Source organism: Falsiroseomonas sp. HC035, from assembly GCF_050563525.1.
Lineage (GTDB): Bacteria > Pseudomonadota > Alphaproteobacteria > Acetobacterales > Acetobacteraceae > Falsiroseomonas.
In genome coordinates this window covers 1-13211 of sequence record NZ_JBNXUN010000019.1, presented here as the reverse complement: position 1 = coordinate 13211, position 13211 = coordinate 1, and the positions used below count along the sequence as shown (strand labels likewise).

The 13211-nt window shown below is 70.7% G+C and carries 13 protein-coding genes; 8 read left to right on the top strand and 5 right to left on the bottom strand.

Going from position 1 to position 13211, the window contains the following annotated elements; translation table 11 throughout:
• Positions 1 to 5 precede the first annotated feature (5 nt).
• Positions 6 to 428: a hypothetical protein gene (locus ACLF3G_RS25140; RefSeq protein ID WP_430672144.1), complete on the bottom strand. Its 423-nt coding sequence runs from the start codon at positions 426 to 428 to the stop codon at positions 6 to 8.
• A 110-nt stretch (positions 429 to 538) separates the two neighbouring features.
• Between ACLF3G_RS25140 and ACLF3G_RS25135 the strand changes: the two genes are divergently transcribed.
• The 3 genes from ACLF3G_RS25135 to ACLF3G_RS25125 are packed head-to-tail and all read left to right on the top strand — an operon-like array spanning position 539 to position 4314.
• Positions 539 to 2731 carry an acetate--CoA ligase family protein gene (locus tag ACLF3G_RS25135; protein WP_430672143.1) on the top strand — a complete coding sequence of 731 codons (2193 nt, stop codon included), beginning with the start codon at positions 539 to 541 and terminating at the stop codon, positions 2729 to 2731.
• A gap of 2 nt (positions 2732 to 2733) precedes the next feature.
• Entirely contained in the window at positions 2734 to 3609 is an 876-nt protein-coding gene (locus ACLF3G_RS25130) for a MaoC/PaaZ C-terminal domain-containing protein (protein ID WP_430672142.1), read from the top strand.
• Positions 3610 to 3633: 24 nt separating this feature from the next.
• Entirely contained in the window at positions 3634 to 4314 is a 681-nt protein-coding gene (locus tag ACLF3G_RS25125) for a 3-oxoacid CoA-transferase subunit A (RefSeq protein WP_430672141.1), read from the top strand.
• A 21-nt stretch (positions 4315 to 4335) separates the two neighbouring features.
• Here ACLF3G_RS25125 and ACLF3G_RS25120 read toward each other — a convergent pair whose 3' ends face one another.
• Positions 4336 to 4740 (bottom strand): host attachment family protein, encoded by a 405-nt coding sequence (locus ACLF3G_RS25120; RefSeq protein ID WP_430672140.1) that lies wholly within the window; start codon positions 4738 to 4740, stop codon positions 4336 to 4338.
• 184 nt (positions 4741 to 4924) lie between these two features.
• Here ACLF3G_RS25120 and ACLF3G_RS25115 point away from each other — a divergent pair, with 184 nt between their 5' ends.
• From ACLF3G_RS25115 to ACLF3G_RS25100, 4 genes are all read left to right on the top strand, one after another.
• Complete coding sequence (locus tag ACLF3G_RS25115) at positions 4925 to 5572, top strand: 3-oxoacid CoA-transferase subunit B (RefSeq protein WP_430672139.1); 648 nt, start codon at positions 4925 to 4927, stop codon at positions 5570 to 5572.
• Entirely contained in the window at positions 5569 to 6336 is a 768-nt protein-coding gene (locus ACLF3G_RS25110) for an enoyl-CoA hydratase/isomerase family protein (protein ID WP_430672138.1), read from the top strand. Before ACLF3G_RS25115 ends, ACLF3G_RS25110 begins: the two co-directional genes overlap by 4 nt.
• A 52-nt stretch (positions 6337 to 6388) precedes the next feature.
• The gene (locus tag ACLF3G_RS25105) at positions 6389 to 7789 is read left to right on the top strand and encodes an amidase family protein (protein WP_430672137.1); all 1401 of its coding nucleotides are present in this window, start codon (positions 6389 to 6391) and stop codon (positions 7787 to 7789) included.
• Positions 7790 to 7853: 64 nt separating this feature from the next.
• Positions 7854 to 8093: a DUF2188 domain-containing protein gene (locus ACLF3G_RS25100; protein ID WP_430672136.1), complete on the top strand. Its 240-nt coding sequence runs from the start codon at positions 7854 to 7856 to the stop codon at positions 8091 to 8093.
• An 81-nt stretch (positions 8094 to 8174) separates the two neighbouring features.
• On the opposite strand, the gene ACLF3G_RS25095 is transcribed toward ACLF3G_RS25100, so the two are convergent.
• Together ACLF3G_RS25095 and ACLF3G_RS25090 are read right to left on the bottom strand one after the other, a co-directional pair.
• Positions 8175 to 9149, bottom strand: a complete 975-nt coding sequence (locus ACLF3G_RS25095; protein ID WP_430672135.1) for a collagen-binding domain-containing protein — start codon at positions 9147 to 9149, stop codon at positions 8175 to 8177.
• A gap of 142 nt (positions 9150 to 9291) precedes the next feature.
• A complete protein-coding gene (locus tag ACLF3G_RS25090) occupies positions 9292 to 9810 on the bottom strand; it encodes a TspO/MBR family protein (RefSeq protein ID WP_430672134.1) in 519 nt (172 codons plus the stop codon).
• A gap of 145 nt (positions 9811 to 9955) precedes the next feature.
• On the opposite strand from ACLF3G_RS25090, the gene ACLF3G_RS25085 reads away from it, so the two are divergent.
• The gene (locus ACLF3G_RS25085; RefSeq protein WP_430672133.1) at positions 9956 to 11656 is read left to right on the top strand and encodes a Na/Pi cotransporter family protein; all 1701 of its coding nucleotides are present in this window, start codon (positions 9956 to 9958) and stop codon (positions 11654 to 11656) included.
• 9 nt (positions 11657 to 11665) lie between these two features.
• Here ACLF3G_RS25085 and ACLF3G_RS25080 read toward each other — a convergent pair whose 3' ends face one another.
• Positions 11666 to 12862 carry a M23 family metallopeptidase gene (locus ACLF3G_RS25080; RefSeq protein ID WP_430672132.1) on the bottom strand — a complete coding sequence of 399 codons (1197 nt, stop codon included), beginning with the start codon at positions 12860 to 12862 and terminating at the stop codon, positions 11666 to 11668.
• Between the last annotated feature and the right edge of the window lie 349 nt (positions 12863 to 13211).

Here is a 13211-nt window from a genome sequence, read left to right as displayed (position 1 = left end):
AACCGTCAGGGCACCATGACGCGGATGAAATAAGCCTCCGTCGCCTCGATGTCGTTCTGCAGCGCGACGAAGCGGTGCTGGTCGGTCGCGGGACGGTTGGCCTGCGGGCTGCTGATGTTAAAGACCAGGGCGGAGGTCACGGTCGGCGTGCGGTCCGCGGTGATGCCCACCAGCTCCACCCGCACGTTGCGGCGCCCCTCCACCTGCTTCACGGCGCTGGCGGAGAAGCTGTAGTTCACCAGCGCCTCACCCTCCCGCGGTGCATTCGCTGGCGCCACGATGAAGTTGTTCAGCCGCACGCCGCCGCCGGTCAGCTCCAGGTTCACCAGGTCGGCGGGCGCGATGCGCTGCCAGCCGCTGTCGTACTGCTGTGCCAGGGCCAGGCCGGGCATGGAGGCGACCAGGGCCGCCAGGACGATCTTCCGCATGTACATTGTCTCCAGCTTGGGTGCGGCAGATGAGGCGGCGGGTGGCAGGATCAACCCACGTTCCTCCGCCGCTTGGTCACGCCCGAGGCAACACGCGGCGGCTTTCCGCGGTGGACGGTCCGGGCTTCACGATCCCGCGGGGTCTTGCCGGCACCCCCCGCCTCCCGCAATTTGCCAGCCATCTGCCAGGGGAGGCTGCGCTGCAATTCCGGGAACTCGATCGGCTGCTGCGGCCGTCCTCGGTCGCCATCATCGGCGCGTCCGACGACCCGGTCCGCATCGGCGGCCGTCCGCTGGCCTACATGCTGTCCCAGGGTTTTCGCGGCGCGCTGCTGCCGGTGAACCCGAATCGGCCGACCGTGCAGGGCGTGCCCGCCTTCGCCCGCGTGGCGGACCTGCCGCAGGCCCCCGATGCCGCGATCGTGGCGATCCCCGGGGAGGCGGCGATCCAGGCGGTGGCGGATCTCGGCGCGCGCGGCTGCGGCGCGGCCATCGTCTTCACCGCCGGCTTCGCCGAGACCGGGGAGGCGGGGGCGGCGATGCAGGCCCGGCTGCTGGAGGCGGCGCGGCCGCATGGCCTGCGGCTGCTCGGCCCGAACTGCCTCGGCATGTTCAACGCGACGCTCGGCTACTATCCGATCTTCTCGGCAAGCTTCGAGAATGGCTGGCCCCGCACCGCGCTGCCCGGGATGGGCGGCGTCGGCATCGCCAGCCAGTCCGGCGCCTATGGCAGCCATCTGTTCGCCGCCGCCCGCGAACGTGGCATCGCGACGCCGGTGCTGGTGACAACGGGCAACGAGGCCGATATCGGCCTGGCCGATATCATCGGCTGGATGGCCGGCAGCGACGAAGTGCAGGTGATCGCCGCCTATGCGGAGGGCATCCAGAACGGCCCCCGCTTCGTCGCCGCGCTGGAGGCGGCGCGGGTGGCGGGAAAACCCGTCGTGATGATGAAGGTGGGGCGCAGCGCGCTCGGCATGGCGGCGGCGCAGTCCCACACCGCCTCCATCGCCGGTGACGACCGCGTGATGGACGCGGTGCTGGCCGAATTCGGCGTACACCGCGCGCGCACCACGGAAGAACTGCTGGACGTCTGCTACGTCGCGCAGCGCGGCATCTTTCCGGCCCACAACACGCTGGGCGTCGTCACGGTCTCCGGCGGGGCCGGCGTGCTGATCTCGGACGCAGCCGAGGCCGTCGGCCTGCCGATGCCGCCGATGCCGGAGGCGGCGCAGGCCCGGCTGAAGCAGATCGTGCCGTTCTCCTCGCCGCTCAACCCGCTGGACTGCACGGCGCAGGCCACCAACGACATGAGCGTGATCGGCACCTTCGCTGAAAGCATGATGGTCGATGGCGGCTATGCCAGCGTCATCGCCTTCTTCACGCAATGGGGGGCCAGCCCCTCCATCGCGCCGCGGCTGCGGACGGAGCTGAAGGCGGTACTGGACGCGCATCCCGACCGCATTTTCGTCCTCTCCATCCTGGCGCCGCTCGACCGTGTCCGGGAGTGGGAGGCGGATGGGTTCCTGTGCATGGAGGATCCGTCGCGTGCCGTGATCGCGCTCGCCGCCATGGGGCGATTCGGCGAAAGTTTTGCCCGGCATGCGGAGGCCGCTGCGGCATTGCAGCCCATTCCGCTGCCCGACACCTCGCCGAACGAGGCCGATGCCAAGCGCATCCTGGACGCAGCCGGCACCCCGATGGTGCCGGAAGCCGCCTGCGCCAGTGTCGAGGACGCGGTGGCCGCCGCCGAGGCCATCGGCTACCCGGTGGTCGCGAAGATCCTGTCGCCGGACATCCTGCACAAATCGGAAATGGGCGGCGTGCTGCTCGGCCTGGGCCACGCCGATGCGGTGCGGGAAGGCTTCGCCACGCTGATGCAGCGCGCCCGCGCGCATGCGCCGGATGCACGGATCGATGGCGTGCTGGTCGCGAAGCAGGTGACGGGCGGCGTCGAGATCGCGCTCGGCGTGGTGCGCGACCCTGTCTTCGGGCCGATGGCGATGGTCGGCCTTGGGGGTGTCTTCATCGAAATCTTCAAGGACGTCGCCTTCCGCCGCTGCCCGGTGGATGCCGGGCAGGCCGAGGCCATGATCCGATCCCTGCGTGGCTTCCCCTTGCTGGATGGGGCGCGCGGAAAGCCGAAGGCCGATGTGGCGGCGCTGGCGCAGGCGCTGGTGGCGCTGTCCCGCTTCGCCGCCGCGGCGGGACCGCGCCTGGCGTCCGCCGAGATCAACCCGCTGCTGGTGCTGCCGGCAGGACAGGGCGCCTTCGCCGCCGATGCCGTGATCGAGGTGGCCTGACCATGCCGGTCCACTACGAAACGCTCCTCAACTTCCCGATCCCGGAAATCCGCCAGAACCTGCGCTGGCAGGACACCGCGCTGTATGCGCTGTCACTCGGCGTCGGGCAGGACCCGATGGATGCGGCGGGCCTGCGCTACGTCACGGAAGGCACCGGGATGCTGGCGCTGCCGACGATGCCGGTGGTGCTGGGCTATCCCGGCTTCTGGCTCGCCGACCCCGCCACCGGCGTGGACGCCGTGAAGCTGGTGGCGGGCGAGCAGTTCGTGGAACTGCACGCGCCACTCCCGACCGAGGGCGAGATCATCGGCCGGTCCCGCGTCACCGGCCTGGTGGATCGCGGCGCCGGCAAGGGCGCGCTGCTGTACACCGAGCGCGACATCCTGGACGCCGGCTCCGGCCGACTGCTGGCGACGGTCGGCGGCACCACCTTCCTGCGCGGCGATGGCGGCTTCGGCGGTCCGGACGGGCCGATCCGTCGGCTTCCCGCGGAACCGGACAGCCCCCCGACGATCACGCTCGACCTGCCGACGCGGCCCGAAATGGCGCTGCTGTACCGCCTGAACGGCGACCACAACCCGCTGCACAGCGACCCGGCCCTGGCCGCCCGGGCCGGCTTCCCGCGGCCCATCCTGCACGGCCTCGGCACCTTCGGCGTCGTCGGCCGCGCGCTGCTGGGCCGCGTTTGCGATGGCGACTCGGGAAAATTCGGCCGCATGGAATGCCGCTTCTCCGCCCCGGTCTTCCCGGGCGAGACCATCCGCACCGAGATCTGGCCCAACGAAACCGGCGCCGCCTTCCGCGCCCGCGTGGTGGAGCGCGACGTCACCGTGATTAGCCACGGCAGCTTTACGCGCAAAACCCTTGCCGCTACCTGAACCCCACCCAATCGAGGCCGGTGCATGATCAACAAGATCGTCCAGTCGATCGCCGACTCCCTGGACGGGGTGAAGGACGGCGCCACCGTGCTGATGGGCGGCTTCGGCGCCGTCGGCCAGCCGGATGAGCTCATCGAGGGGCTGCTGGAACAGGGCGCGCGCGACCTGACCGTGGTCGCCAACAATGCCGGCGCCGGCAAGGTCGGCCTGGCGCGGCTGATGATGGAAGGGCGCGTCCGCAAGATCATCTGCTCCTTCCCCCGCTCCGCCGGTTCCACGGTGTTTGAGGAGCTGTACCGCGCCGGAAAGCTGGAGCTGGAGATCGTGCCGCAAGGCACGCTGGCCGAACGCATGCGCGCCGCGGGCGCCGGCATCCCGGCCTTCTTCACGCCGACCGGCGCCGGCACCAAGCTCGCCCAGGGCAAGGAAACCCGCGAGTTCAACGGCCGGCCGCACATCATGGAACTGGCCCTGCCGGGCGATGTGGCGCTGATCGAGGCCTGGCAGGCCGACCGCTGGGGCAACCTGACCTACCGGAAATCCGGCCGGAACTTCAACCCGGTGATGGCCATGGCCGCCACCACCACCATCGCCCAGACGCACCACATCCTGGACCTCGGCGACATCGCCCCCGACCATGTCCATACTCCGGGCATCTTCGTGCAGCGCGTGGTGCAGGTCAGCCGCGGGGCGCCCTGGGTCTGAGGGACCCAGGACACAAGGCGCTCAGTGGGCGGCGAGGGTCGCCTCGACGTCCTTCAGCGAATGCCCGGTCAGGTCCTTGGCGATCTCGCCAAGCAGCGCCGCCGACAACGTCTTGTGATAATGCTTGCGCAATTCGCCCAGCGTCCGCGGTGCGGCGATGATGACGAGCTTCTCGATGTGGCCGGCTAGAACCTGCTGGTTCAGCATGGCGGCGGTGCCAGCGGCGAACCCGTCCTCGTTCTGCTGGCTGTCATCGGGGTTGGCGAAGCTGCTGGCATGGCGGCCGCCCGCGCCCTTGTTGTCGCTGTCGACCTCCGGCACCTGCATCGCGGCAAGGCTCGGCGCGCCCGCGTCGCCATCGTTGCGGTAGAGCTGGAGCTTTTCGCCATCGGCGACGGCGACATAGGCATTGTTCGGAAGCAGCATGGGAACTCCTGGGCCGTTCGGGCCTGATCGGCGCCGCCCCCGAGGCATCCTGGCCAGATGCCGGATGGGAGGGGGCGCGCGTTAAGCCAACGACGCAGGCGCGCATTGGTTGGCGACGTTCCCAGGGTTATCTGGCCCCACCGTCGCTCCGGCGATAAGCTCCGGGGCGGCAGGAGGCGGTGCGATGGCGGGTGTGACGCGGCAGGGGATGGCGGCGCGGGTGGCGCGGGACATTCCGGAGGGGTGGTTCGTCAATCTCGGGATTGGGATTCCGACGATGGTGGCGGATCATGTGCCGGTGGAGCGGGAGGTGATCCTGCATTCCGAGAACGGCATCCTGGGCATGGGTCCGGCCCCGGAGCCGGGCAAGGGGAATGCCTGGCTGGTGAATGCCGGCAAGCAGCAGGTGACATTGCGGCCGGGCGGCAGCTTCTTCCATCACGCGGACAGTTTCGGAATGATCCGTGGCGGGCACATCGATCTGTGCGTGCTCGGCGCGTTCGAAGTTGCGGAGAATGGCGACATCGCCAATTGGGCGACCAGCGAGAACGACACGGCGCCGGCGGTCGGTGGCGCCATGGACCTCGCGGCGGGTGCCAAGCGTCTGTGGGTGGTGATGGACCACACCACGAAGGATGGCCGGCCGAAGCTGGTGGAGCGGTGCGGCTATCCGCTGACGGCGCCGGCGGCGGTGCAGCGCATCTACACCAACCTGGCGGTGGTGGATGTGGTGGCGGGGCGGGGCTTCGTGCTGCGGGAGATCCTGGCGGAGGGGCTGTCACTCGGCGATCTCCAGGCGCAGACCGGCGCCGTGCTGCACACCGATTCATGAGCGCCATGCGGCTGGGCGAGGATCGCGCCGGTGCGGTGCTGACGCTGACGCTGGATTACCCGGCGCGACGCAATGCGCTGGCGGTACCGTTGCGGGATGCGCTGTTCACGGCGCTGGAGGCGGCGCAGGGCGATGCCGGCATCCGTGCCCTGGTGCTGACCGGGGCAGGAGGCACCTTCTGCTCGGGCGGCGACATCTCCGGCATGGATGTCAGCGATGCGGAGCAGGGGCGGGAGAGGATGCGGCGGACGCACCGCATCATCCGCCTGATGGTCGGCGGCCGCCTGCCCATCGTGGCGGCGGTGGAGGGCTGGTGCGTCGGCGCCGGCCTGTCCATGGCGTGTGCCTGCGACACCATCGTGGCGGCGGAGGATGCGCGCTTCATGGCGGGCTTCAACAAGGTTGGGCTGATGGCCGATCTCGGCCTGCCCTTCACCCTGCCGGCCCGCATCGGCGTCGCGCGGGCGCGGCAGATCCTGCTGTATCCGGTACCCATCGCGGCGGTGGAGGCGGAGCGCATCGCGCTGGTGGACCGGGTCGTGCCGAAGGGAGGTGCGCTGGCGGAGGCGCAGCTTCTGGCCGCGGGGCTCGCTGCGCAGGCCGCGCTGCCCATCGCCCTGACCAAGCGCATGCTGGCCGAGGGCTTGGATGCGGCGCTGGAGCGGGAGCGCGACTGGCAGACCATGTGCTTCCTCAGCGCCGACCATGCCGAGGGGCGCGACGCCTTCCTGGCGAAGCGGGAGCCGGTGTTCGGGCAGCGTTGACGCCGCCGCCCTTGCGCCGCAGCCTTCCAGCGACGCAAGGGGAGCCCGCTTCATGACCGATTTCTGGCGCATGCCCGCCACCGAACTCGCTGGCCTCGTCCGCAGCCGCAAGGTGAGTGCGGCGGAGGTGGCGCGCGATGCGCTGGCGCGGCTGGATGCGGCGAACCCCGCGATCAATGCGGTGGTCGACCATCGGCCGGAGGATGTGCTGGCGCAGGCCGACGGCATCGATGCGGCGATTGCGCGCGGCGAGGATGCGGGCCCGATGGCCGGCGTGCCCGTCACCATCAAGGTGAACGCGGACCAGCAGGGCTACTCCACCACGAATGGCCTGCGGCTGCAGAAGGACCTGGTGGCGACACAGGACAATCCGGTGGTCGCCAACCTGCGCAAGGCGGGCGCGGTGCTGCTCGGCCGCACCAACACGCCGGCGTTTTCGCTGCGCTGGTTCACCCGCAACGGGCTGCACGGCCATACGAAGAACCCGCGCGACCCCGGCATCACGCCGGGCGGGTCCTCCGGTGGGGCGGCGGCGGCGGTGGCGGCGGGGATCGGCGCGGTCGGGCATGGCACGGATATCGGCGGGTCCATCCGCTACCCGGCGTATGCGTGCGGCGTGCATGGGCTGCGGCCGACGCTGGGGCGAATTCCGGCGTGGAACGCGTCGGGCGCCGAACGCCATGTCGGCGGGCAGTTGATGGCCGTCTCGGGCCCCATCGCGCGCACCATTGGCGATCTGCGCCTGGCCTTCGCCGCCATGTCGGCGCGCGACATCCGCGACCCCTGGTGGGTGGACGCCGCGCCGGAAGGCCCGCCGGCGCCGAAGCGCGCCGCGCTGTGCATCCGCCCGGAAGGCATGCCCACAACGCCCGAGGTCGAGGCCGCGCTGCGCGACTCGGCGAAGCGGCTGGAGGCGGCCGGCTGGGTGGTTGAGGAAGCCGAATGCCCGCCGCTGCGCGAGCCGGCCGCCATCCAGGCGATGCTGTGGCTGGCCGAAAGCCGCCGCGGCCTGAATGCCAGTCTGCATCAGGAAGCCGATCCCGACGCCAGCTTCGTCTTCGCCCAGATGGAGGCGCTGTGCCCGGTGCCGGACCTGAACGCCTTCATGGACGGGCTGCAGAAACGCGGCTTCTTCGTGCGTGAGTGGATGCGGTTCTTCGAGCGCCATCCGGTCGCCATCACGCCCGTCTCCGCCGAGCTGCCGTTCAAGGACCAAGATGATGTCAGCAGCCCGGAGGCGTTCCGCCGCATCATGGAGGCGCAGTTGACCCAGGTCGGCCTGCCGCTGATGGGCCTGCCCGGTCTGGTGGTGACGACGGGCCTGGTCGGCCGCGTGCCCGTCGGCGTTCAGCTTCTGGCCGGGCGGTACCGGGAGGACCTGCTGTTCACCGCCGCCGAGGCGATCGAGGCGGCGGGTGTGCCGGCCAGCCCGGTGGACCCCGTGCTGGCCTGAGGGAGGCTGCGCGAAGGAACGCGGGCCGCGGAAACCCGTTGCGACGGAAGGGAGGAGGCTTGCCATGACCAAGATCCACTACCGCGTGGTCCCGCATGACGGCGGCTGGGCCTACAAGCTCGGCGACGTGTTTTCCGAAGCCTTCCCGAGCCACGCCAAGGCCATGGCGGCCGCGCGGCGGGTGGCGCGGGAACAGCATGTGCCGGGATCCTCGACGACCATCGAGTACCAGGACGACAAGGGCCAATGGCACACCGAATACTCGGCCGGGACCGACCGGCCGGATGCGGATGTGGAGCCCTAGTCAGACCTGGCGTGCGCGACGACGCAGTCAGGCCCGGCGTGCGCGACGGCGCAGTCAGGCCCGGCGTGCGCGACGGCGCAGTCAGGCCCGGCGTGCGCGACGGCGCACGACACCAATCGCCGCCAGGCCGAGGCCGAACAGCGCGAGGCTGGCCGGTTCCGGCACCGGGTCAGCGACGGGCAGGCTGCCGCGGAAGGGCTGGCTGTGCATCTCGCCGCGGCCGTCGTAGCGCGCGGCGAACAGCGAGCCCTCGATCGGCGTGGCGTTGCGGACGGTGGCCAGCGGCGCCAGCACGGTGCCGCCCCATTGCCTCTGGAAATCCAGGCTGGTGGCGCCGGTGAAGTTCCAGATGACGTCGCGCGCCACGGAGGTCGCGTTCAGGAAGTTCGCCTGGCCGGTATAGGCGCCGCCGCTGACGTTGAATATTGCCGCATCCCGCCCGTTCAGGTTCACGCTGAAGGAGGCGAAGGCGGACAGCTCCGCCACCGTCACGTTGAACACCGCGAGGCCGCTGCCGGCGCTGGCCGTGATCGGCACGTTGTTCGGGAAGCCCGGCGTCGCCGTCCCGGGCAGGACGCTGTTGGCCGCAAGCTTCGCGAGCTGCGCGGAGAGGTCGGTCAGCGGCGTGACAAAGCTGCTGGTGAAGTCGGGCAGGGGATTCGGCGCCGCCGCATCCGGCCCGCCGCCGACCGATCGCCCGCCGCCGCCATTGGTGTTCAGGATGCCCGCGGCCGAGCCGGCGATGGTGACGCCGCCGCCATTGTTGATGTTCAACGGCTGGCCGGTGGTGCTGCTGCCATAGATGGTCAGCGCCCGGAACGCCGAGGCCTGGGCCGCGCCCGGATTGTTGTAGAAGGTGGCGCCGCCGGTCAGGTTGCCGCCGATCACCGTGCGGCCCTCGACATCCGAGTTGGTCGCGAAGTCGCCGCTGGTGATGACGTTGAACTGGCGCAGGATATCGACTGCCTCGAGCGGCGCGGCGCTGGCGCCTGCGTGGGCGGCGGTCAGGCCGCCGAAGAGGGTAAGGGTGGTCAGCAGGCGGCTTGGCAGGCGCATCGACGGGTTCCCTTGCGCAGGAATTGATCACTGCGTAAGGCAACAGCAAGACTGATGCCACGTCGAAACATCTAAAAAATACAGACACTTGCCGTCTTTTCGACGGGCCGCCTTTGTTGCGTGTAAGGATTTTCGACAGGCGCTACATCTGCGCCCGCTGCGTCAGGCTGCCGGCCTCCTCCCGCCGCATCACCGGATGCGGGCCGGGATTGCGACGCCAAACCGCGTAGGTCAGGACCACGGCGAAGCTGACCCAGGCCAGGTAGGGCACCATCAGCCAGGCGGCCCAGGCGGAGATCGGCGCGAACAGCACGATGCAGGCCAGGATGGACAGCCAGAGCCCGATCGCCTCCACCACCGCCCAGCCGAGCCGGCGCAGGCCGAAGAACACCGCGGACCAGCCGGCGTTGAACACCAGCTGGATGGCCCAGACGACCAGCGCCAGCCCGATCCCGTCCTCCCGCCAGACCAGCCAGCCGGCGGTCGCGATCATCAGGTAGAGCACCGACCAGGCGATCGGGAACAGCCAGTTCGGCGGGTTCCAGGACGGCTTGCGGAGCGCCGCGTACCACGGGCCGGGCTTGAAGATCGCGCCCGTGGAGGCCGCCGCGAAGCAGGCCACCAGGCAGCCGACGGCGCCGAGGATAAGGGTCCAGTTCATGGAACCTAGATGAGGCCCGGCGTCGGCGCTGTCCACCGCGAAACGCGCCCGGGCCAAGGCCACAATCCAGCGAGAGCCGAACCTGCGCCCCCGTCACTGGTTTTCATCCGGACTGCGGAAGTCTAGACTGCACTATTGCAGTTTTATGACAGAGAGGTGGGCGGTGTCCCAGGCGCTGCTGCTGGTGGAGTTGGCGGGCCACGCGGCCCTGCTGCTCTGGGGATTGCACATGGTGCAGTCCGGCGTGCAGCGCAGCTTCGGGATGCGGCTGCGCCACGTGCTCGGCATCGGGCTTGGCAATCGATGGCGCGCGGTCGTGGCCGGGCTCGGCATCACGGCTGCGCTGCAATCCTCCACCGCCACGGCGCTGATGCTCGGCAGCTTCGCGGCCGGCGCCGGGGTGGCGCTGGCGCCGGCGCTGGCGGCGATGCTGGGGGCCAACCTCGGCACCGCGCTGATCGTGCTGGTGCTGTCCTTCCCGGCGAATGCGCTGGCGCCGGGGCTGGTGCTGGCCGGCGTCATCGCCTTCCGGCGCAGCGCCGGCGGCCGGGTGCGGGATCTCGGGCGGGTCGCGATCGGGCTCGGGCTGATGCTGACCTCGCTGCACCTGCTCGGCGCGACGATGGCGCCGGTCGGCAGCTCCCCCACCCTGCATGTCGTGCTGGACGCCTTCGCCGGCATGCCGCTGCCGAACCTGCTGGTGGCGGCGCTGCTGGCCTGGGCGGCGCATTCCTCGGTTGCCGCCATGCTGTTCATCGCAGCCCTGGTAGCCTCCGGTGCCGTGGGGACGGAGGCCTGCATCGCCATGGTGCTCGGCGCCAATATCGGCAGCGCGCTGAACCCGCTGCTGGCCGCGACCGGGGAAGCCGGGCCGGATCGGGCACGGCTGCGCGTGGCGCTCGGCAATCTGGCGAACCGGCTGCTGGGCGCCGGCATCGTCCTGGCGTTGCTGCCGCAGGCGGCTGCCTGGCTGGAGCCGATGGGCCGGCTGGCGGCGGCGCAGGCGCATCTGGCGTTCAACCTTGGCACGGCACTGCTGGCCTGGCCGCTGCTCGGCCCGCTGGCCCGGCTGCTGGAACGCCTCATGCCAGACCGCCCGCAGGCGGAGGATGCCGGCGCGGCGCGCTACCTGGATACCGGCGCGCTGGAGACCCCGCCGGTGGCGCTGGCCAATGCGGCGCGGGAGGTGCTGCGCATCGCCGATACCGTGGAGGCCATGCTGGTCGCGTCCACCGCCGCCTTCCAGGAAGGCAGCCGGGAGGGACCGAAGGCCGCCAAACGCCTTGACGACGTGGTGGACCGGCTGCACCGGCAGGTGCAGTTCTACCTCGCCCGCATCGCGCAGGACGACCTGGGGGAGGAGGATGCGCGGCGGCTGGCGGAGATCCGCGCCTTCGCGGTATCGCTCGAACATGCGGGGGACGTGCTGGAGCGTGACCTGGGTGGCCTCGCCACCAAGCGGCTGCGTCGCGGCCTGGTGCTGCCGGCCGACATCGCCGCCGAGATCACCGGCCTGCACCTGCGCCTGCAGGCGCAGCTTCGCCTCGCCGTCGCGGTGTTCATGAGGGAGGATGCCGAGGCCGCCCGCCGCCTGGTGCGGGAGAAGGAGGCGCTGCGCGATGCCGAGCGCCTGGCGCTGGCCCGCATGGCCGAGGCCGCGGACCGGTCCGCCGCCGAGGGAGGTGCCGCGGCCGGGCTGCTGCTGGATGCGGTGCGCGACCTGCGCCGGATCGGCGCGCATTTCGCGATGGTGGCGCACCCGCTGCTGGAACGCCGCGGCGAGTTGCTGCCGAGCCGGCTGGCGGTCGAGGCCCCCCTGTCCGAGAGCCTCGCCGGCAGCGACTGAACGCGGCCTTCAGTCGAGGGCCATCGCCACTTCGGTGACGGTGGCAGACAAAGTCGCAAGCTGCCGGCCCAGCTCTGCCCGGTTCTGCTGGAACTCGGCCAGGGCCTGGCCGCGCAGCGGCGTGCCGTTCGGCAGGGCGACCTGGGTCGGGTTCTGGGCCCGGCCGGCGATGCGGATCTCGTAGTGCAGATGCGGGCCGGTGGACATGCCGGTGGACCCCACGGCGCCGATGACGGCGCCCTGCCGCACCCGGTCACCGGCCTTCAGGCCGCGGGTGAAGCGCGACATGTGGGCGTAGACCGTCTCCACCCCGTTCGGGTGGCGCATCCGCACGGTGCGGCCATAGCCGCGCTCGTAGCTCGCGGATGCGATCACGCCATCCGCGGCGGCAAAGATCGGCGTGCCGCGCGGCGCGGCGAAATCCAGCCCCTCATGCCGCCGGCTGTAGCCGAGCACCGGGTGGCGCCGCATGCCGAAGCCGGAGGTCAGCCGCGCGCCATCGAGCGGGGTGCGCAGGAATCCGCCTGCGAGCGGCGTGCCATCCGCGCGGTACCACGCCACCTCGCCATCCGGCCCGGCATGGCGCCAGACCTCCAGCACCTCACCGCCCAGGGTCAGGGCGGCATGGTGCAGCTGGCCGTGGCCGAGCAGGTCACCATTCGGGTCGCGCAGACGCTCGAACGCCACGGCAATACGATCGCCCGGCTGCAGGTCGCGCTGGAAGTCGACTTCATGCGACAGCGCGCGAATCAAGGCATGGGTGAGAGGTCCGGGCAGGCCGGCGCGCGTGAGGGTGCCGAAGACGCCGCCCTCGATCCGCGCCTCGATGCGGGCGAGGTGGCGCATGCGGGGCGCGGTAGCTTCCTGGACCACCCAGGCCGCGCCGTCCCGGCGCAGGGTAATGGTCTGGCCAGGCTGCGGCGCGATCTCGAGCCCGAGCAGGCCCTCCTCCTCATCCAGCCGGACGCCGACCTCCTGCCCGATGGACAGGTCACGGGGGTCGAAATGCGGGGTCAAGGCGGCGATGGCGGCATGGGCGTCTTCGGAGACCGCGCCCGCTTCCTGCAGCAGGCCACCAAGCGTGTCGCCGGACTGCACCGTGACGATCCGCTGCGCCTCCTCCGGCGGGTCCGATGCATGGCCCGGAGCCGGAAGGGCGGCCAGGCCAGCGCAAAGGAACAGGGCGAGGCGCAGTTTCAAGGTCATTCTGATGTCATGTCCAGGCTCGTGATGGCCGGGAACTTCTTGGGCCAGGCTGCGGATGTCAACGTGAATCCTGTATGCGCAACGGTACGGACGCAGCAAAGTCAAGGGGTTGCGGGCGATGGCTGATATGTGACGCTTTGCGGGAGGTCGTGTTGACTCGTCCCGGGCTGGGTCGTAGAAGCCGGCCACCAACGCAGAGCCTCACGGTTCTGCCGGGCCGCCGGAAAAGCGGGGCTTGCAATCGGCGGAGTGATCCGCTAGATACTCGCCCCCGCTGCTACGGCAGCGGTCTCTCGCAGCGATGCGATGGTGCCGGTGGTCAGGGTTCTGGCCTCGGACGCGACCTTGT

Excerpts from the sequence above, each read along its gene's own strand:
- ACLF3G_RS25095 (WP_430672135.1), bottom strand. The coding sequence starts at position 9,149 with ATGCGCCTGCCAAGCCGCCTGCTGACCACCCTTACCCTCTTCGGCGGC.
- ACLF3G_RS25110 (WP_430672138.1), top strand. The coding sequence starts at position 5,569 with ATGAGCGCCATGCGGCTGGGCGAGGATCGCGCCGGTGCGGTGCTGACG.
- ACLF3G_RS25085 (WP_430672133.1), top strand. The coding sequence starts at position 9,956 with ATGACAGAGAGGTGGGCGGTGTCCCAGGCGCTGCTGCTGGTGGAGTTG.
- ACLF3G_RS25100 (WP_430672136.1), top strand. The coding sequence starts at position 7,854 with ATGACCAAGATCCACTACCGCGTGGTCCCGCATGACGGCGGCTGGGCC.
- ACLF3G_RS25115 (WP_430672139.1), top strand. The coding sequence starts at position 4,925 with ATGGCGGGTGTGACGCGGCAGGGGATGGCGGCGCGGGTGGCGCGGGAC.
- ACLF3G_RS25125 (WP_430672141.1), top strand. The coding sequence starts at position 3,634 with ATGATCAACAAGATCGTCCAGTCGATCGCCGACTCCCTGGACGGGGTG.
- ACLF3G_RS25130 (WP_430672142.1), top strand. The coding sequence starts at position 2,734 with ATGCCGGTCCACTACGAAACGCTCCTCAACTTCCCGATCCCGGAAATC.
- ACLF3G_RS25090 (WP_430672134.1), bottom strand. The coding sequence starts at position 9,810 with ATGAACTGGACCCTTATCCTCGGCGCCGTCGGCTGCCTGGTGGCCTGC.
- ACLF3G_RS25105 (WP_430672137.1), top strand. The coding sequence starts at position 6,389 with ATGACCGATTTCTGGCGCATGCCCGCCACCGAACTCGCTGGCCTCGTC.
- ACLF3G_RS25120 (WP_430672140.1), bottom strand. The coding sequence starts at position 4,740 with ATGCTGCTTCCGAACAATGCCTATGTCGCCGTCGCCGATGGCGAAAAG.
- ACLF3G_RS25140 (WP_430672144.1), bottom strand. The coding sequence starts at position 428 with ATGCGGAAGATCGTCCTGGCGGCCCTGGTCGCCTCCATGCCCGGCCTG.
- ACLF3G_RS25080 (WP_430672132.1), bottom strand. The coding sequence starts at position 12,862 with ATGACCTTGAAACTGCGCCTCGCCCTGTTCCTTTGCGCTGGCCTGGCC.